20 protein-coding genes are annotated in these 18,347 nt (G+C 65.3%); 9 read left to right on the forward strand and 11 right to left on the reverse strand.

Annotated elements, in window-relative coordinates:
* Positions 1-109 precede the first annotated feature (109 nt).
* Positions 110-466, forward strand: coding sequence for an FKBP-type peptidyl-prolyl cis-trans isomerase (locus ACSQ8Y_RS18200; protein ID WP_436267841.1), 357 nt, complete (start codon positions 110-112; stop codon positions 464-466).
* A 64-nt stretch (positions 467-530) separates the two neighbouring features.
* Here the strand turns inward: ACSQ8Y_RS18200 and ACSQ8Y_RS18205 are convergent, their stop codons facing one another.
* Entirely contained in the window at positions 531-1,286 is a 756-nt protein-coding gene (locus tag ACSQ8Y_RS18205) for an anti-sigma factor family protein (protein ID WP_436267842.1), read from the reverse strand.
* Positions 1,287-1,467: 181 nt separating this feature from the next.
* On the opposite strand from ACSQ8Y_RS18205, the gene ACSQ8Y_RS18210 reads away from it, so the two are divergent.
* Entirely contained in the window at positions 1,468-1,752 is a 285-nt protein-coding gene (locus ACSQ8Y_RS18210) for an HU family DNA-binding protein (protein ID WP_436267843.1), read from the forward strand.
* 61 nt (positions 1,753-1,813) lie between these two features.
* On the opposite strand, the gene ACSQ8Y_RS18215 is transcribed toward ACSQ8Y_RS18210, so the two are convergent.
* On the reverse strand, positions 1,814-3,268 hold the full coding sequence (locus ACSQ8Y_RS18215; RefSeq protein WP_436267844.1) for a wax ester/triacylglycerol synthase family O-acyltransferase: 1,455 nt from the start codon (positions 3,266-3,268) through the stop codon (positions 1,814-1,816).
* A gap of 132 nt (positions 3,269-3,400) precedes the next feature.
* Here ACSQ8Y_RS18215 and ACSQ8Y_RS18220 point away from each other — a divergent pair, with 132 nt between their 5' ends.
* Positions 3,401-3,658, forward strand: a complete 258-nt coding sequence (locus ACSQ8Y_RS18220; protein WP_436267845.1) for an acyl-CoA-binding protein — start codon at positions 3,401-3,403, stop codon at positions 3,656-3,658.
* Positions 3,659-3,717: 59 nt separating this feature from the next.
* Here ACSQ8Y_RS18220 and ACSQ8Y_RS18225 read toward each other — a convergent pair whose 3' ends face one another.
* Together ACSQ8Y_RS18225 and ACSQ8Y_RS18230 are read right to left on the reverse strand one after the other, a co-directional pair.
* Positions 3,718-4,008, reverse strand: a complete 291-nt coding sequence (locus tag ACSQ8Y_RS18225) for a polyhydroxyalkanoic acid system family protein (RefSeq protein ID WP_436267846.1) — start codon at positions 4,006-4,008, stop codon at positions 3,718-3,720.
* Between the two features lie 33 nt (positions 4,009-4,041).
* Positions 4,042-5,325: a putative Na+/H+ antiporter gene (locus ACSQ8Y_RS18230; protein WP_436267847.1), complete on the reverse strand. Its 1,284-nt coding sequence runs from the start codon at positions 5,323-5,325 to the stop codon at positions 4,042-4,044.
* 176 nt (positions 5,326-5,501) lie between these two features.
* On the opposite strand from ACSQ8Y_RS18230, the gene ACSQ8Y_RS18235 reads away from it, so the two are divergent.
* The 3 genes from ACSQ8Y_RS18235 to ACSQ8Y_RS18245 all read left to right on the forward strand — a co-directional run bounded on the left by ACSQ8Y_RS18235 (position 5,502) and on the right by ACSQ8Y_RS18245 (position 8,884).
* Complete coding sequence (locus tag ACSQ8Y_RS18235; RefSeq protein WP_436267848.1) at positions 5,502-6,932, forward strand: hypothetical protein; 1,431 nt, start codon at positions 5,502-5,504, stop codon at positions 6,930-6,932.
* Positions 6,933-7,101: 169 nt separating this feature from the next.
* Positions 7,102-7,425, forward strand: a complete 324-nt coding sequence (fdxA, locus tag ACSQ8Y_RS18240) for a ferredoxin FdxA (RefSeq protein ID WP_436267849.1) — start codon at positions 7,102-7,104, stop codon at positions 7,423-7,425.
* Positions 7,426-7,648: 223 nt separating this feature from the next.
* Positions 7,649-8,884, forward strand: coding sequence for a polyhydroxyalkanoate depolymerase (locus tag ACSQ8Y_RS18245; protein ID WP_436267850.1), 1,236 nt, complete (start codon positions 7,649-7,651; stop codon positions 8,882-8,884).
* Positions 8,885-8,944: 60 nt separating this feature from the next.
* On the opposite strand, the gene ACSQ8Y_RS18250 is transcribed toward ACSQ8Y_RS18245, so the two are convergent.
* Complete coding sequence (locus tag ACSQ8Y_RS18250) at positions 8,945-9,790, reverse strand: substrate-binding periplasmic protein (protein WP_436267851.1); 846 nt, start codon at positions 9,788-9,790, stop codon at positions 8,945-8,947.
* 134 nt (positions 9,791-9,924) lie between these two features.
* Between ACSQ8Y_RS18250 and rsxB the strand changes: the two genes are divergently transcribed.
* Positions 9,925-10,659: an electron transport complex subunit RsxB gene (gene rsxB / locus ACSQ8Y_RS18255; RefSeq protein ID WP_436267852.1), complete on the forward strand. Its 735-nt coding sequence runs from the start codon at positions 9,925-9,927 to the stop codon at positions 10,657-10,659.
* 25 nt (positions 10,660-10,684) lie between these two features.
* A complete protein-coding gene (gene nth / locus ACSQ8Y_RS18260) occupies positions 10,685-11,332 on the forward strand; it encodes an endonuclease III (RefSeq protein WP_436267853.1) in 648 nt (215 codons plus the stop codon).
* Positions 11,333-11,350: 18 nt separating this feature from the next.
* On the opposite strand, the gene proB is transcribed toward nth, so the two are convergent.
* The 4 genes from proB to rplU form a co-directional block, all read right to left on the reverse strand.
* Positions 11,351-12,469 carry a glutamate 5-kinase gene (gene proB / locus ACSQ8Y_RS18265; RefSeq protein ID WP_436267854.1) on the reverse strand — a complete coding sequence of 373 codons (1,119 nt, stop codon included), beginning with the start codon at positions 12,467-12,469 and terminating at the stop codon, positions 11,351-11,353.
* Between the two features lie 242 nt (positions 12,470-12,711).
* Positions 12,712-13,821 carry a GTPase ObgE gene (obgE, locus tag ACSQ8Y_RS18270; protein ID WP_436267855.1) on the reverse strand — a complete coding sequence of 370 codons (1,110 nt, stop codon included), beginning with the start codon at positions 13,819-13,821 and terminating at the stop codon, positions 12,712-12,714.
* An 88-nt stretch (positions 13,822-13,909) separates the two neighbouring features.
* The gene (gene rpmA / locus ACSQ8Y_RS18275; protein ID WP_436267856.1) at positions 13,910-14,167 is read right to left on the reverse strand and encodes a 50S ribosomal protein L27; all 258 of its coding nucleotides are present in this window, start codon (positions 14,165-14,167) and stop codon (positions 13,910-13,912) included.
* A gap of 33 nt (positions 14,168-14,200) precedes the next feature.
* Positions 14,201-14,512 carry a 50S ribosomal protein L21 gene (gene rplU / locus ACSQ8Y_RS18280; protein ID WP_436269857.1) on the reverse strand — a complete coding sequence of 104 codons (312 nt, stop codon included), beginning with the start codon at positions 14,510-14,512 and terminating at the stop codon, positions 14,201-14,203.
* Between the two features lie 265 nt (positions 14,513-14,777).
* Here rplU and ispB point away from each other — a divergent pair, with 265 nt between their 5' ends.
* Positions 14,778-15,767, forward strand: a complete 990-nt coding sequence (gene ispB / locus ACSQ8Y_RS18285; RefSeq protein ID WP_436267857.1) for an octaprenyl diphosphate synthase — start codon at positions 14,778-14,780, stop codon at positions 15,765-15,767.
* A gap of 118 nt (positions 15,768-15,885) precedes the next feature.
* Here the strand turns inward: ispB and arsC are convergent, their stop codons facing one another.
* Both arsC and ACSQ8Y_RS18295 read right to left on the reverse strand, forming a co-directional pair.
* Positions 15,886-16,233, reverse strand: coding sequence for an arsenate reductase (glutaredoxin) (arsC, locus tag ACSQ8Y_RS18290; RefSeq protein WP_436267858.1), 348 nt, complete (start codon positions 16,231-16,233; stop codon positions 15,886-15,888).
* Between the two features lie 278 nt (positions 16,234-16,511).
* On the reverse strand, positions 16,512-18,326 hold the full coding sequence (locus ACSQ8Y_RS18295; RefSeq protein ID WP_436267859.1) for a HAMP domain-containing methyl-accepting chemotaxis protein: 1,815 nt from the start codon (positions 18,324-18,326) through the stop codon (positions 16,512-16,514).
* Positions 18,327-18,347 lie beyond the last annotated feature (21 nt).

Below are 18,347 nucleotides of genomic sequence, written 5' to 3' on the forward strand. Positions count from 1 at the left end.
CGTGTAGGTCCAATTGCCCACAAATCGCCGACAATTAAGCGGGCCGATAGCGCGTATGCGCCGCTCCCGCTACAATTCGTGATTAACCTAACATTTAAAAGGAAGTTCCATGTCCACCATTACCACCGAATCCGGCCTGCAATACGACGACGTCGCCGCGGGCGAAGGCGCCGAAGCGAAAGCCGGCCAGAACGTCACCGTGCATTACACCGGCTGGCTGCGCAACGACGACGGCAGCAAGGGTTCCAAGTTCGATTCGAGCAAAGACCGCAACGATCCGTTCGAGTTCGCGCTGGGCGCCGGCATGGTCATCCGCGGCTGGGACGAAGGCGTGCAAGGCATGAAAGTGGGCGGCACCCGCGTGCTGACCATCCCGGCCGAGCTGGGCTACGGCGCGCGCGGCGCCGGCGGCGTAATCCCGCCGAACGCCACCCTGATCTTCGAAGTCGAACTGCTGGGCGTGTGATGCGGCGGGTTACGCTGCCATGCAGCTAACCCGCCCGCACGTCCGGTGCGTGCTGTCTGCGCCATCACCGCTGCCATGCCTTGCGCATGGCCTCCTGCTCGGCCGCCGCGTCGAGCAGGGCGCCGCTGCTGCGCTGCTCGACCACGGCCTGCACCGCCGCCGGCAATTCCGTCGCCGCCTGCCGCAGCTGCCCCGTCTGCGTCCCGCCCTGCGCCTGGTTCGACGGCCTGGGCTGCTGCATCAGCACCGGCAGCTTCCATCCGCCCCCGCTCTTGCACGCCAGTCCCGCCATGTCCTGCACAGCGCCCGTGGCGCTGAAGCTGCGGCAATAGCTGCCGTCCGTCGCCACGAAACTGGACACGATGCGCACACTGCCGCCGTACACGCCGGCCGCGCCGCCCGGCGCCTGCTCGAGCGCCAGCGCCAGCCGCCCCTGCGCCTGCAGCGTGCCGTCGCGCCAGGCCACGCTGGCCTGGGCCTGCGGGTCAGGCTGCCAGTCGGCCAGCCAGAATTTGCCGGCCGCCACGCCCAGCATCAGCACCCCGGCCAGCACGCCCCATTCCATCCACGACCAGCGCCAGCCCTTGCGCGCCTTGCGTGCCGCCTGCTGGGTGGCGGCGCGGGTGGCGCGCACGGCCGCCAGCTGCACCACGGTCGCGCCACGGCGCGGCCCGGCCATGCGCTGGCGCGCGCTCTGGTAGTGCGCCACGCGCTGCGCCAGGGCGGCGTCGCGCTGCATGGCCTGCTCCACGGCGCGGCGGGTCGCCTGGTCCAGTTCGCCGTCGGCGTAAGCCATCAGGATGTCGTCGGAAAAGCTCATGTTACGGTTCCTCGCTAGTTCCGATCATACCCCCAGCGGCGCGGCAGCGGTAGCCGGCCTGACGCGAAATCGGCGCAAGCCAGCACCCGTATGGCTTACTTTCGAAATTCTGTCAGCAGATTCCTACTCCCGGCAATAATTCTGTGCTAATCTGCGCGCTCTATTAACCAAGGAGGTAGTAATGAAAAAAGGCGAACTGATTGCAGAATTTGCGAAGCGTACCGAGATGTCGGGTGCTGCCGCCAACGATGCAGTGAACACTCTGATTGCCATCGTTACCGAGCGTCTGAAAAAGGGCGACACGGTCGGCATCACCGGCTTCGGCACCTTCTCCGTCGCCAAGCGCGCAGCGCGCAAAGGCCGCAACCCTGCAACCGGCGAAGCGATCAAGATCGCCGCATCCAAGACCCCGAAATTCTCCGCTGGCGCGACGTTGAAAGCGGCAGTGAACCCGAAGAAGAAGTAATCACTTCTTTGAGCGGTTCGGCCGGGGATGCGTCCCCGGCCTTTTTTTTTGCCTCGCCAGCTCAGGCGCAGCCGTCCATCAGCGCCAGCAGCACCAGTTTCTCGAACTCGGGCGCGAAGCGGCCGATGATGTTGTCCGGGTCGCGCACCAGCGCGTCGTCGGTGACGATGCCGAACTGCACCCCGCCGTTGTAGGACAGGATGGAGACGCCGATCCCGATGTCGCCCGACTGCGGCACCCAGAACATGATCTGGTCGAGGCGGCTGCCGGCCAGGTAGAGCGGCGTCTGCGGCCCCGGCACATTGCTCATCACGGCGCTCGCCTTGCGCGCGAAGAAGTTCTGGATCTCGTTTTGCACCTGCTTGGGCGAAGCGCCCAGCACGCCCAGCACCGACATGGCCACCAGCGCGGTGTAGCTGCCCTTGAGCTCCGTCATGCGGCGCTGCACCTCCGCCAGCCGCGCCACCGGGTCCTCCACACCGACCGGCAGCACCAGCGGCACCAGGCCGAAGGCGTTGCCCAGGCGCTGCTGCTGGCTGGCCTTGCGCAGGTTGACCGGCACCATCACCCGCACCTCGCAATCGGCGGCCACCGCGTCGCCGCTGTCCTTCAGGTAGGCGCGGATGGCGCCGGCCACGCTGGCCATCAGCACATCGTTGACCGAGCAGCCATAAGCCTTGCTGACCACCTTGACCTCCTCCAGCGGCAGCGGCTCGCTCCAGGACACGTGCTTCTTGCCGTTCGGCTTGCCCTTCAGGCGGGTGTGGCTGTCGTCGGCCATGGTGGTCAGCTTGACCGCGTCCGTGGTCAGCTGGGCGGCGGTGTGGCCGACGGCGGCCACGCGCTCGGCCATCTTGTCGAGGTCGGCGAACATGCTCACCGACTTCAGCAGCATGGCCGAGGACAGGTCGATCGCCTTGACGCTGGTGGCGGTGATGGGGTTCAGGATCTGCTCCCACGGGTTGGCCTCGGCCTCGGCCACGGCGGCCGGCGGCGGCCGCTCGGGCTGCTGGTCCGGGTGCTGGCCGAACATGGACATGAACACGCCCACCAGCGCGATGCCGTCGGCGATGCAGTGGTGGATGCGCACGATCAGCGCCTGGCGCACGTGGCCGTCCTCGCCGATGCAGTTGTCCACCAGGTGCATCTGCCACAGCGGGCGGGCCGGGTCGAGCGGCTGCTGCGACAGCAGGCCCACCATGCGCTGCAGCCCGGCCTTGTTGCAGGCGCCGGCCGCGTCGTCGATGCGGGTGTGCACCACGTGGTCGTCCAGGTCCACCTCGTCCTCCTCCCACCAGGAGCCAGCCAGGTCGGTGACGACCCGGCTGCGGAAACGCCGGTAGGCCAGGAAGCGGGTTTGCAGCGCATCTTTCAAGCCGGAGACGCCGATCGCGTCGGCCATCATGGCCACGCCGACGATCATCATCTGGTTGCCTTCGGAATCCATGCGCAGCCAGGCGGTATCGACCGTGGACATTTTTCTGCGGCCGAGCGCCGACAAGGCTTTGGACAACATATTTGAACTTCTCCTCTATAGTGGCCGGGCAGACGCGCCAGCGCGGGGTATTTTTTGTATTATGTCGCCAATACGTCCATTCCGTGCACGGGTGCACAAAGTTTCTTTAGTGATATTACTCTAGGAGAGTTTATGAGTCTGCAAGAACAATTCGACCAGGCGATGGCCGATTCCAAAAATCTGCCGGAACGTCCGGACAACATGACGCTGCTGAAGATGTACGCGCTGTTCAAGCAAGGCTCGGCCGGCGACGCGAGCGGTTCGCGTCCGGGCTTCACCGATATGGTGGGGCGCGCCAAGTTCGACGCCTGGGCGGCACTGAAGGGCACCTCGCAGGAAGAGGCGCAGCAGCAGTACGTCGACCTGATCGGCGAACTGCAGGCCGCTTAAAGGCAAAATGCCCGCATCGCGCGGGCATTATTTATTCAGGCGGGGATCCGGGTGCGGACTCAGGCGGCCTTGACGCCGCCGAATATCTTCTTCATCTTCTCGCCCGCCTTGGCCTCGATCAGCGGTGCGAACGCGCCGTACAGGAAACCGAGCTTGATGAACATCTCGGCCTTGTGCTTGCTCAAGGTCAGTTCGCCGGCCACGCCGCTGCGTTCAAAACGCAACACATCCCCGTCCCATTCATAGGCCAGGTCGAATTCCTCGGCCAGCTTTTCAGCGACCTTTTGCGCGGCCTCGCGCGCTTTTTTTGGCGTCAGGCTGTGTTCCTGAACGATGTTGATGTCTGCCACGGCATTCTTCTCCTTTGATGGGGCGGCGCCATTTTACAGCAGGCGGAACGCGGCGATGGCCACTATCGTCGGCGGCAGCGCGCCCAGGAACAGGCCCAGCGGACTGACGCAGCCATCGCCGAAGTAGCGCCGCAAGAGCGCCATGCCGGCCGGATTGGGCGCGTTGGCGATCACCGTCAGGCCGCCGCCGGTGACCGCCCCGGTCACCAGCGCGTACTTGAATTCCCCGCTCAGGCCCTCGACCAGCGAGCCCAGGTAGGTCAGCGCCGCGTTGTCGGTGATGGCGGTCAGCGCGGTCGCGCCGTAGTACACCGCCTGGCTATTCATGCTGAGCAAGGCCGATTGCAGCCACCACTGCTGCTGCCCGCCCAGCACCACCAGCCCGGCCAGGAAGAAGGCCACCATCAGGCCTTCGCGCAGCATCAGCTTGTCCTGGTGCCGCTCGTAGGCGTGCGCCACGCCGAGGAAGAACAGGAACAGGCCCATGAACACCGCCGGGTGGTGCGAGAACACCACCACGCCGGCCAGGAACAGCACATGCGCCGCCACCAGCGCCAGCGGCACCGGCGCGTCCAGCATTTCACCGGGGCCGATGCCGTCGGCCCGGTCGGTCGGATTGGACAGCTGGCCCAGCTCCCGGGAAAACAGCAGCGCGGCGGCCACCGCATTGACGGCCACCGCGATGGCCGCCTTCCAGCCGATGTGGCTCAACATGAAGGCCGTGTCCCATTGCCATTTGGCGGCCACCATCAACACCGGCGGCGCGGCGAACGGGGTCAGCGTGCCGCCGATCGACACGTTGACGAACAGCACACCGAGCGTGGCGTACTGCAGGCGCGGCGAGATGCCGGCGGCGAAGATGCGGCGCGCCAGTATCAGCGCGCCCAGCGTCATGGCGGCCGGCTCGGTGATGAAGGAACCCAGCAACGGCACCACCGCCAGGATCACGATGTAGGCGCCCATGCTGCCCGGCAGCGGCAGCGCGCGCGCCAGCAGGCCGACCGCGCCGGCCGTGCTTTGCAGGATGGGGCGGGTGGCGGCGATTACCATGATGACGAACACGAACAGCGGCTCGGTGAAGTTGCGGCTGTCCAGGTAGGCGGTGGCGCCGGCCTTGCCTTGCAGCGCGAACATGCACAGCACCAGCACCAGCGCCCAGAAGCCGAACACCACCTCCACCTCGCCCAGCAGATGCCACAGGCCGGCGTGGGCCGGGCGCGCATGGGCCAGGCGCTCGAAGATCTTGGTGGAGAAGGTATGCAGGATGGCGACCGCGAACAGGGCCGCGCCGATGATCTCGATAGTGCCGGGTGCCACGCTGTCTCCTTGACTGGGGTTCGAATCCGCTTGCTACGGCATTGTACGTCAGCAAGAAAAATCGGGCGACGGCCGCAGCGTCTTTGATAAAGCGCAAGCGGCGCGCGCGCGCCAGGGGCCACTATCGGAATTCGGCGCGGCATCCGGCCAGCGCCTGTCACAAAACTGGAGGGACCATGGAAACCGACCTGATAGAGACCTTGATAAGCCCGGCCAACAAGCTGCCGGTCAGCTATGTACCGACCCCGTCCGCCCCCTACCGCGTGCACCGCAAGGCGGCGCAGGCGACCATGCAGCCGGGCCGCCCCTGCCGCAACACCAACGGCCAGGCCGCGCCGGCCTTCCCGGCCGGTTCGCGCGTGCTGATCTGGAAACAGGACCCCTCGGTGACGGAAATGGGGACGCGCAAGACCTTCCTGCCCGGCGTGATCCTGGAAGGCCCGCGCGACGCCCGCATCGCCAACGGCTCGCCGGGCATCCTGCCGGTCAGCCCGAACGCCTTCGGCGACTTCATCATGCGTCCCGACACCGACCAGTTCGACGCCGTCCACACCTTCGCCGTGGTGCGCCAGACGCTGACCATGTACCAGCGCGCGCTGGCCACCGGCGGCGAGGCCGCGCCGCTGCCCTGGCAGTGGAACAGCGCCAGCGACACCGACCCGCTGCTGGTCTACCCGCACGGCATACCGGACGTGATGAACGCCTATTACAGCCGCGACGAACGGGCCCTCAAGTTCGGCGACTTCGTCCCCAGCGGCGCCGACGAGCGCATGTACACCTGCCGCTCCTTCGACATCGTGTCGCACGAGACCGGGCACGCGGTGCTGGACGGCCTGAAGCCGCGCTGGCTGCTGAACAACAATCCGCCGCAGACCGGCGGCCTGCACGAGTCCTTCGGCGACCTGACCGCCATCTTCCTGACGCTGTCGCAGCTGGACCAGGCCGAGGCCGTGATCGCCCAGACCAAGGCCGACCTGCACGACAAGACCTTCCTGGCCGACATGGCCGAACAGTTCGGCCTGGCCCTGGGGCGCCCCAACGGCTTGCGCAACGCCGACAACGACTTGAAGCTGTCCGAGACCGGCAACGAAGTGCACGCGATTTCGCAGGTGTTCACCGGCGCCGTCTACGACATCCTGGCCGACATGTTCGCCTACGAGCGCCACCCGGGCGTCGAGGACGACGCCGCGCTGCTGCACCGGGTCGCCGAATACCTGTGCGGGCTGGTGCTGCGCGGGCTGATGGCCGCGCCCGACCATGGCGCCACCTACGCCCACGTGGTGAACCAGATGGTGCGCATCGTCGGCGAGGACGGCAAGCCGGCCGAATACGGCAACTTCATCCGCAACCGTTTCAGCCTGCGCGAGGTGGTCATCGCGGCGGCCGGCACGGACGCCACCGCCATGGCCGGCAATGGCCACGCGGCCGAACTGGTGCCGGACGTGAAGGACGAGCCCGGCGTGCCGCAGGACAGGCGCGCCTGCTGCGGCACCATGAACAACGCCCAGTATTTCGAGCTGCAGGACGCGCTCGACCAGGAGCGCGAGGAGCTGGCGCAGTGGTGCCGCAGCTATGCGGCGAGGAACGGCGGCGGCGCCCATCCTTAGCGCCATGCCGGCGGGGGCGCCGGGCCGGCGCGGGAACGGCATGGCTCTCCCCGCGCCTGGCAGCGCATTTGCTTATTTGTATAGTGTCTAAGCGCGAATTTGTGGCGAGGCGCAAATTACCTTAAAATACAGTGCTTTGCTGTACTCGACCAACATAGATAGGACTGTCATGACCCACGTAGTTACCGAATCTTGCATCAGCTGCCGTTACACCGACTGCGTCGATGTTTGCCCGGTAGATTGCTTCCGCGAAGGCCCGAACTTCCTGGTTATCGATCCGGACGAGTGCATCGATTGCGCTGTCTGCGTCGCCGAATGCCCAGTGAACGCCATTTTCGCCGAGGAAGACGTGCCGGCCAACCAGGTCCAGTTCATCAAGATCAACGCCGACCTGACCGCCAACTGGCCGTCCATCACCAAGACCAAGCCGGCCCTGCCGGAAGCGGAACAGTTCAAGGATGTGCAGGACAAAATCCACCTGCTGGTGCGTTAAGCAATAGATAACACCTCGGACGCCTCCTACACAAAAGCAGCGGAAACGCTGCTTTTTTTGTTTGTTCTCACGTATTATCGTTATATCCATGGCGCTGGCGCGTCATGGACTTATTTCCTTTGGTTACCGCAAAGTGCTTTACGTCATGAACAAATATCCTATAATGGATTCATGATTCCATCCACGGGGGCGCCGGGCGCCTCGCTTAAAACCGGGAATATTTATGCTTTACCAACTGCACGAAATGCAACGCACCTTCCTGACGCCCCTGATGCAATGGGCCGACGCGTCCTCCAAACTGTTCAGCAATCCAGTCTCTCCCCTGGCGCATACGCCGTTTTCCCAGAGGATCGCAGCGGGTTACGAGCTGATGTACCGATTGGGCAAGGAATACGAAAAACCTGCGTTCGAGATTGATAGCGTTACCGTCAACGGCAAGGAAACGCGCATCGTCGAAAAGGTCGTGATCAACAAGCCGTTCTGCCGCCTGATCCACTTCAAGAAGGATTTGAGCGACAAGGAAACCAAGGCGCTGAAACAGCCCACCGTGCTGCTGGTGGCGCCTTTGTCCGGCCACCACTCGACGCTGCTGCGCGACACCGTCTCGGCGCTGTTGCAGGAACAGGACGTCTACATCACCGACTGGACCGACGCCCGCATGGTGCCGATGTCGGCCGGCGCCTTCCACCTGGACGACTATATCTTCTACGTGCAGGACTTCATCCGCCACCTGGGACCGGACCTGCACGTGATCTCCGTGTGCCAGCCTACCGTGCCGGTGCTGGCCGCGATCTCGCTGATGGCCACCGCCAAGGACCCGATGCTGCCGAAGACGATGACGATGATGGGCGGCCCGATCGACCCGCGCCGCTCGCCGACGGCGGTCAACAACCTGGCCACCGAAAAGAAATTCTCGTGGTTCGAGAACACGGTGATCTACTCGGTGCCGCCCAGCTATCCCGGTTTCGGCCGCAAGGTCTATCCGGGCTTCCTGCAGCACGCCGGCTTCATCGCGATGAACCCGGGCCGCCACGCGCAAAGCCACCGCGAGTTCTATATGCACCTGGTGACGGGCGACGACGAGCCGGCGGAGAGCCACCGCAAGTTCTACGACGAGTACAACGCCGTGCTGGACATGCCGGCCGAGTACTACCTGGACACCATCAAGACCGTGTTCCAGGACTTCTCGCTGCCGCAAGGCACGTGGATGGTGGGCGGCCAGCTGGTGCGTCCGCAGGACATCACGACGGTGGCGCTGTTCACGGTGGAAGGCGAGCTGGACGACATCTCCGGCGCCGGCCAGACCCAGGCCGCGCACGACCTGTGCGCCAACATCCCGGCCGACATGCAACAAGACTTCGTGGCGCCGGGTGCCGGCCACTACGGCATCTTCTCCGGACGCCGCTGGCGCGAGGTGGTGTGCCCGAAAATCAGCGAGTTCATACGCAAGCACGGATAAGCACCGGCATGCACCGATAAGCGAGAACGAGCACAAGAACCCCGGACCTCCGGGGTTTTTTTATTGCATCCGCGGCGGCAGCGCATCGTCGCCGACGCGGCGCCAGTAGTCGCGCTCGATGCGCAGCAAATCGACATCCCTGGCCGCGTCGTTGAAAGCCTGCTGCAGCCTGACGCCTTCGCCATTGCGCTTGAAGCACAGGTGCACGGTGCGCTCCCTGAACAGCTTGTCGGAATACACGATGCGCTCACGCTCGGCCTTGCTGAAATGGCCGTCGGACAACAGGTGGCGCAGCACCCGCTTTTCAACGACGATGGCGGGGAAGCGCCGCATCAGCAGCTTGCGCAGATTGGTCTCGTCGTTCACGCCCTCCTCCGTCCTCAGCTCGCCCGCCTTGACCAGGGCGTCGAAGCGCTCGCCGTTCGCGTAGCCCGCGACGGTGCCGATGCGCAGGCTGCGCAGATCGGCGACGGAGGCGGCCTGCACCGGCGCCTCCTTCAGGTAGGCCAGCACGGTCAGCGTGCTGCCGATGGCGCTGGAGAAGTGGCACTGCTGTTCGCGTTCCGGCGTGCGCCAGACGGCCATGAAGCCCGTGTAGCGCGGACTGTTCAGGCCCAGCTCCATGGTGCGCTTCCAGGGGAAGTAGTCGATGTGGACCGCATAGCCGATGCGCTCGAAGACCGCGCCCACCAAGGCGCCCGACAAGCCGTTGTTGGGCATCGAGGCGGTGACGAAAGGCGGCCAGTCCTCGGCCGCGAAGCGCAGCGGCTCCAGTTCGGCCGCGCCCGCCGGCCCCGGCGCGGCCGCCATCGGGCCGGCGCCTGGTGTCAGGGCCAAAGCCAGGGCCAGGCCGGCGGCCCGCGCCGCCAGCAGCGGCCCCGCCATCTTCAATGCTCTTGCTCGCATGCGCATGCCACGTTCGGGTAATCCGGCTATGCTCCCACAAAATGTTAGCTGCTGCAAAGATTTTTTGTTGTCTTGGCAATATTCTCCGGCACGGCAGAAGGTTTTTCCCGCCCGCCGCGCGCGGATGTCGGATAATGACATATTACCGATTAGCCATACCCGCCGTGCCAGACGCAGCCCCCTCCTCCCTCGCCGACCGCATCGAAGACGTACTGCCGCAGACGCAATGCACCAAGTGCGGCTACAACGGCTGCCGCCCGTACGCGGAAGCGATTGCCGACGGCAACGCCGGCATCAACCAGTGCCCGCCCGGCGGCGCCGAGGGCATCGCGCGCCTGTCGTCGGTGACCGGCTACCCGGTGATCCCCTTGAACCCGGTAAACGGGCTGGAGCGGCCGCGCGCCGTGGCCTACATCGACGAATCGCTGTGCATAGGCTGCACGCTGTGCATCCAGGCCTGCCCGGTGGACGCCATCGTCGGCGCGGCCAAGCAGATGCACACCGTGGTGCCGGAGCTGTGCACCGGCTGCGACCTGTGCGTCAACCCCTGCCCGGTGGACTGCATCGTCATGTTCCCGGTGACGGAGGGCACCGGCTGGCAAGCCTGGTCGCAAGACCAGGCCGACGCCGCGCGCGAGCGGCACGACTTCCGCACGCTGCGCCTGCGCCGCGACAGCGAGGAAAACGACGCGCGCCTGGCGGCCAAGGCGGCCGAGAAAATGAAAGCGGTGGAAGCGCTGGACCCGGCCACGGCCGCCGGCGAAGCGGAGAAGGAACGCAAGCGCGCCATCATCGCCGCCGCGATGGAGCGCGCGCGCCTGAAGGCCGAAGCGGCCGCGCAAGACAAAAAACCGGACGAAGCCACCTGATGAACGCAGCCCATGAACGCAGCCCATGAACGCAGCTAAGCGCCACGAAATCTTCAGCCGCCTGCGCGCGGCCAACCCCTCCCCCAAGACCGAACTGGAATACACGACGCCGTTCGAGCTGCTGATCTCGGTGCTATTGTCCGCGCAGGCCACCGACGTCGGCGTCAACAAGGCCACGCGGCGTTTGTACCCGGTGGCGAACACGCCGCAGGCGATGCTGGACCTGGGGCTGGACGAGCTGACCGACTATATCAAGACCATCGGCCTGTACAAGACCAAGGCCAGGAACGTGCTGGCCACCTGCCGTATCCTGGTCGACAAGCACGGCGGCGAAGTGCCGCGCACGCGCGAAGAACTGGTCGAACTGCCCGGCGTGGGCCGCAAGACGGCCAACGTGGTGCTCAACACGGCCTTCGGCGAGATCGCGATGGCGGTCGACACCCACATCTTCCGGGTGTCCAACCGCACCGGCATCGCGCCGGGCAAGAACGTCGACGTCGTCGAAGAGAAGCTGATGAAGTTCGTGCCGAAGGAATTTTTGCTGGACGCCCACCACTGGCTGATCCTGCACGGCCGCTACACCTGCACCGCGCGCAAGCCGCAATGCTGGAACTGCATCATCGCCGACCTGTGCGAATACAAATCCAAGACCGCCATCCCCGACGGCGTTTAGCAGGCTGGGCCGGCTCGCTTACAGCAGGACCATATTGTCGCGGTGGATCAGCTCGCGGCCTTCGAGGAAGCCGAGGATGTTTTCGATCTCGGCCGAGGGCTTGCGCATGATCTTGCGCGCCTCGGCGCTGGTGTAGTTCGACAGCCCGCGCGCGATGGCGCTGCCGTCCTCGCCCACGCAGGTGATCACCGCGCCGCGGCCGAATTCGCCCTTGACGTCGGTCACCCCGATCGGCAGCAGCGACTTGCCCTCCTTGCTCAGTTTTTGCACCGCGCCGGCGTCCAGCACCACCTGGCCCGCCGTGTGCAGGTGGTCGGCCATCCATTGCTTGCGCGCGGTCAGGTGGCCGGTCTGCGCGGCCAGCTCGGTGCCGATCGCCTCGCCGCTGGCCAGCCGCGTCAGCACGTCGGCTTCGCGGCCGAAGGCGATCACCGTGTGCGCGCCGGACTTGGCGGCGCGCTTGGCGGCCAGGATCTTGGTCAGCATGCCGCCCCGGCCCAGGCTGGAACCGGCGCCGCCGGCCATCGCCTCCAGCGCCGGGTCGCCGGCGCGGCCCTGCGCGATCAGGACCGCGGCCGGGTCCTTGCGCGGATCGGCGCTGAACAGGCCGCGCTGGTCGGTCAGGATGATCAGGGCGTCGGCCTCGATCAGGTTGGCCACCAGCGCGCCCAGGGTGTCGTTGTCGCCGAACTTGATCTCGTCGGTCACCACCGTGTCGTTCTCGTTGATGATGGGCACGATGCCCAGGCGCAGCAAGGTGGTCAGCGTGGAGCGCGCGTTCAGGTAGCGCTCGCGGTCGGCCAGGTCGGCGTGCGTGAGCAGCACTTGCGCCGTGCCCAGCTGGTGGGCGCGGAAGCTGGTCTCGTAGATCTGCGCCAGGCCCATCTGGCCGACGGCGGCGCAGGCCTGCAGTTCGTGGATGTCGGTGGGGCGCTGCTCGAAGCCCAGGCGCAGCATGCCTTCGGCGATGGCGCCGGAACTGACCAGCACCACTTCCTTGCCCAGCGCGCGCAGCGCGGCGATCTGCGCGGCCCAGCGCGCGATGGCGGCGTGGTCCAGGCCGCGGCCGTCGTTGGTGACCAGCGAGGAACCGACTTTGATGATGATGCGGGTGGACTTCTGTATAACGGAATTCATGGTACGGCGGCTCTCATCTAAGCTCAATAATCCCGGCGCGCCGTGCGCTGCGCGGGTCGTGCGTTGCTTGATTGCGTAGGGCGGATCACCCTGCCTTGCCGCCGACAGCCACCGGCCCGCGGTAGCAGGCCGGCACTGTTGCTGGGAATGCAAATCAGCGCGTTGCTGATTATGCCGGTGTTGCGGATTTATTGCGAGTTGCCGAGGCCGATAATTGCCAAATTCGCCATCGGCCGGCAACTTTATTCCATGATCTTGAAACGCGGATCGTCCGGGTCGATCGAGGAAATGCCGCGCGCCTCTTCCGTCATCTGGGTTTCCTCGGCACGCTGTTCGCTGTGCTTGACCTGCTCCAGGTGCTTGTAGATGGCGTTGACCAGTTCCTGCGTGCCGTCGTGGCTCAGCGCGGAGATCTCGAACACGGGGCCCTTGAAGCCGAACTTCTTGACGAAGTCCTTGACGCGCTTGGCGCGCTCCTCTTCCGGCACCACGTCGAGCTTGTTGAGCACCAGCCAGCGCGGCTTGTCGACCAGGGCCTCGTCGTACTTCTTGAGCTCCTTGACCAGGGCCTTGGCCTCCTTGACCGGGTCGACGGTGTCCTCGAACGGGGCCAGGTCGACGATGTGCAGCAGCAGGCCGGTGCGCTGCAGGTGGCGCAGGAACTGGTGGCCCAGGCCGGCGCCTTCGGCGGCGCCTTCGATCAGGCCGGGAATGTCGGCGATGACGAAGGATTTTTCATGCGACACGCGCACCACGCCCAGATTCGGGTGCAGCGTCGTAAACGGGTAATCGGCGATTTTCGGCTTGGCGTTGGACACGGCCGAGATGAAGGTGGACTTGCCGGCGTTCGGCATGCCCAGCAGGCCGACGTCGGCCAGCACTTTCAATTCCAGGCGCAGCTCGCGGCGCGCACCTTCCTTGCCTTCGGTCTTCTGGCGCGGCGCACGGTTGGTCGACGTCTTGAAGTGGATGTTACCCCAGCCGCCCTCGCCGCCCAGCGCCAGCAGCTCGACCTGGCCATGCTCGGTCATGTCGGCGATGATGTCGCCGTTCACTTCGTCGATGATCAGGGTGCCCACCGGCATGCGCAGGTAGATGTCGTCCGCGCCCTTGCCGTAGCAATCGGCGCCGCGGCCCGACTCGCCGTCCTTGGCGCGGTGCATTTTCGAGTAGCGGTAATCGACCAGGGTGTTGACGTTGCGGTCGGCGATGGCCCAGATGGAGCCGCCCCTGCCGCCGTCGCCGCCGTCAGGACCGCCGAAGGGGCGGAACTTCTCACGGCAGAAAGAGGCGCAGCCGTTGCCGCCGTCGCCGGCGATGACTTCAATTCGTGCTTCGTCGATAAACTTCATATTGTGCCGCCATAAAACTAAAAAGGCTCCACCGTTGGCAGAGCCTTTCGATTGAAGGCTTGCGCCTTACTTTTCGTTGTAGCGCGTATTACGCTGCTACTACAGTCACGAACTGGTGCGACTTAGGACCTTTGACAACGAACTTGACCTTGCCGTCCACCAGGGCGAACAGGGTGTGGTCCTTGCCGGTACCGACGCCTTCGCCGGCGCGCACCGGGGTGCCGCGCTGACGAATGATGATGCCGCCAGCGTTGACCGCTTGGCCGCCGTACACTTTAACGCCCAGGCGTTTTGATTCTGAGTCGCGGCCGTTGCGGGTTGTGCCGCCGCCTTTTTTGTGTGCCATTTATAGCTCCTAAATTAGCTGTAGTGAAGACGATTAGCCGTTGATCGAAACGATCTGGATTTCGGTGTAGTTCTGACGATGGCCTTGGTGTTTCTGGTAGTGCTTACGACGGCGCATCTTGAAGATCTTGACCTTGTCGTGACGACCCTGCGAAACCACTACCACTTGTACCGTAGCACCTTCAACCAATGGAGCACCAAATTTGATGCTGTCGCCCGCGCCGACGGCGAGGACTTGATCGATGGTGAGTTCGGAACCAATGTCAGCAGGTATCTGTTCTATTTTGAGTTTTTCGCCAGCGACAACTTTATACTGTTTGCCACCGGTTTTTATGACCGCGTACATGATTTGAAACCTCATCAAATGTTTAAAAGAATCCTCCGCTGCGCCCCACGATGCAACTGTGCGGAACGGGGAGAACCTGCGATTATACACAAACTGAAAATTTGCGTCAAAGACTTCCCAAATCGCCCGCCGCCATGGTATGTCGGCAAGATTGCCGGGCGGGGCGTGCGCCAGCTTGCCAAAGCGGCATCGGCGCCGGCAATCGCCACCGGGGCCGGGCCATGACGTATAATCGCCGCACTTCACTTACCCTTGCAGGTTTGCCTTGTCTGCCGCTACCCAAAACGCCAACTCCAACACCATCACCCAGACCATCGCCGCCGATATGGAAGCGGTCAACACGGTGATCCGCCAGCGCCTGCACTCCGAGGTGCCGCTGGTTAACCAGATCGCGGAATATATCATCAGCGCCGGCGGCAAGCGCATCCGTCCCGTGCTCGTGCTGCTGGTGGCCAACGCCTACTCCTATCAGGGCGTGGCGCACCACGAGCTGGCCGCCGTGGTCGAGTTCATCCACACCGCCACCCTGCTGCACGACGACGTGGTCGACGAATCGTCGCTGCGGCGCGGCCGCGCCACGGCCAACGCCCTGTTCGGCAACGCCGCCTCGGTGCTGGTGGGCGACTTCCTGTATTCGCGCGCCTTCCAGATGATGGTGTCGCTGAACAGCATGCGCGTGATGCAGATCCTGTCGGACGCCACCAATGTGATCGCCGAGGGCGAAGTATTGCAATTGCTCAATATGCACGACCCGGACGTGAGCGAGGAGCGCTACCTGCAGGTGATCCGCTCGAAGACGGCCAAGCTGTTCGAGGCGGCCGCCGAGCTGGGCGCGCTCATTTCCGGTGCCGACGACGGGCAGATCGCCGCCGCCGGCGAATACGGCCGCTCGCTGGGCACCGCCTTCCAGCTGATCGACGATGTGCTGGACTACGCCGGCGACGCCGCCGAGATCGGCAAGAACGTGGGCGACGACCTGCGCGAAGGCAAGCCGACCTTGCCGCTGATCTGGCTGATGGGCAACGGCACCGAAGCACAGCGCCAGCTGGTGCGTTCCTGCATCGAGAACGGCGACGAGCAGCATTTCGACACCATATTGGCCGCCATCACCGGCAGCGGCGCGCTGGCCTACACCCGCCGCGCCGCCGAAGAGGCAGCCCAGCGCGCCGCGGCGGCGGTAGCCGGCCTGCCGGCCAGCGTCTACAAGGACGCCCTGCTGCAGCTGGCCCGCTTCGCGGTCGACCGCACCCACTAAGCAGCCCGCCCCCGCAGAGCAAAAAGGGGCCAGGGTCAAATCGTAAAAGGGGTCAGGGTTATTTTTCTCCGCCCGGGGAAATAAATAACCCTGACCCCTTTTGGGTTTCGCTCTTGGTTTAGAGGATCTCGTGCACCAGCGCCGGGGGGCGGCACAGGCGCACGCCCTTGTCCGTCACCACGAATGGACGGTTGATCAGCGCGGGGTGGGCCAACATGGCGTCGAGCAGGGCGTCGTCGCTCAGGCCGGGGTCGGCCAGCTTCAGTTCGTCGTATAGCTCGCCCTTGTCGCGCATGGCGCCGCGCACGGTCAGCCCGGCCTTGGCGATCAATTCCTGCAGCCGTTCGCGGCTGGGCGGCTGCAGGACGTAGTCGATGATTTCCGGCTCGACCCCGGACTCGCGTATCAGCGCCAGCGCGCCGCGCGAATTGCTGCATGCGTTGTTGTGGTAGATCGTGATGGCCATGGCCCCTCCTGTTCCTTGAAGGCAGCCATGCTAGGCCATCCGGCTCATCGTGGCAAGCGCTACACGCGCGGCTTGCCCCCCCCTTACGCCCGCGCCATCGACTTCAGCCGCGTCCGGTTGGACTTGATCCAGCCCAGCATCTTCTCGCCCGGCATGGGCCGCGCCGCCAGGCGCGCAGCAGGCGGGCCAGGTGGGCCCGCCGCACGCCGCTGTCTTCCACCACCATGGCCGTGCGCGCGCCCCACAAGCTCGTCACTTGGGCTCCCTTCCGGCGGCCGTCAGAATCGGACGAAGCTGCTGTCGTCCGGCTCCATCTCCAGGCTGCGCTTGCCGGCCGCCTGGCGCGGCTGGCGTGCCGCCGGGGCTGCCGCCGCCCGCCGCGGCGCCGGCCTGCGCTCGCCGCCCTCGACGCGGAAGAAGGCCACGGCTTGCTGCAACTGCTCGGCCTGACCGCTCATCTCTTCGGCGGTGGCGGCCAATTCCTCCGAACTGGAGGCGTTCTGCTGGGTGGTCTGGCTGAGCTGGCCGATCGCCGAGTTGATCTGCGCCACGCCGGACGACTGCTCCTCGGACGCGGCCGTGATTTCCTGCACCAGGTCGGAGGTCTTCTTGATGCTCGGCACCATCTCGTCGAGCAGCTTGCCGGCCTTTTGCGCCAGGTCGACACTGCTGCCGGCCACCTCGCTGATTTCCTGCGCCGCCACCTGCGCACGCTCGGCCAGTTTGCGCACCTCGGCCGCCACGACCGCGAAGCCCTTGCCGTGCTCGCCCGCCCGAGCCGCCTCGATGGCCGCGTTCAGCGCCAGCAGATTGGTCTGGTAGGCGATGTCGTCGATGATGCCGATCTTCTTGGCGATCTGCGTCATGGCCTCGACCGTCGACCTGACGGCCGAACCGCCCTCGGCGGCCTGCGTCGACGCCTTGCCAGCCATGCCGTCGGTAACCTTGGCGTTCTCGGTGTTCTGCGCGATCGAGGCGGTCATCTCCTCGACCGAGGCACTGGTCTCCTCGACGCCGGCGGCCTGCTCGCTGGCGGCCTGCGACAGCGATTGCGCAGTGGCGGAAATCTCCTCGGAGGCGCTGGCCAGGGCCTGGGCCCCGGCGCTGACCTCGGTGAGCACAGCCGCCAGCTTGTCTATCATGGTTTTCATCGCGTACAGCAGGCTGGATTGGTCGCCCGGGCGCAGCGCGACCTGCACCAGCAGGTCGCCGCGCGCGACCTCGTTGACGATGCGCGAGGCATAGGCCGGCTCGCCGCCTATCTGCACCAGCAGTTTGTCGACCATTTGCTTCATCGAGAACAGCAGGCTGCTCTGGTCGCCGGGCTGGAGCTTGACGTCCACCGCGAAATTACCCTGGGCCACTTCGTGCACGATGCCGGCCGCGTAGGCCGGCTCGCCGCCCAGCTGGCGCAATATGCCACGCAATATCGTCATGCCCAGCGCAACCAGCAGCGCCAGCCCGACCAGGGCCGAGGCATACATCAGCAGCAGCGAGCGGCTGGCCGTCTGCTCCGCGTTCTGCACCGCCGCGTCGCCAGCCTTCTTGTTGTGTTCGACCAGCTTGTCGATGCCGGCCTCGGCCGCCAGGAATTGCGGACGCAAGGCGAACAAGGCCTTGTGCATGACCGCGAACATGGCGTCGCGCTTGTCGGCCGGCGCCTTGGCCACTTCGTCGGCCAGGCCATCGAATTTCTGGTCCTGCGCCTTCCAGGTTTCCCAGTCCTTGACGAAGGCCTTCCACAAGGCTTCCTCCTCGCCGTCCCGGCTCATGCCCTCGTAGTGCTTCCACGCCTTGTCCGCCTCGGCCCAGAACTCACGCTTGCGCTTGAGCTGGCGCTCGATCTCGCCCAGCTCCTCCGGGTAGGCGGCGACGCCGTCGACCACGCGGTTGGCCGAGCGCAGGGCCACCTGGCTGTTCTGTATCGTCAACAGGTAGAGGATGGAGGGCATGCTGTTGTTGCCGATGTCGTCCAGCGCCGCCGCGTCCTTCTTCATGCCGTAAATGCCGATGCCCATCACCAGCATCAAGGCCAGCAGGCCGATACCGATCAGCGTGATCAGCTTGGCCCGTACCGTCATCGTATTGAGCATGCCATCTCCTCAGATAAGCCG

This window comes from Pseudoduganella sp. LjRoot289 (genome assembly GCF_964252925.1).
Classification (GTDB): Bacteria; Pseudomonadota; Gammaproteobacteria; order Burkholderiales; family Burkholderiaceae_D; genus Rugamonas.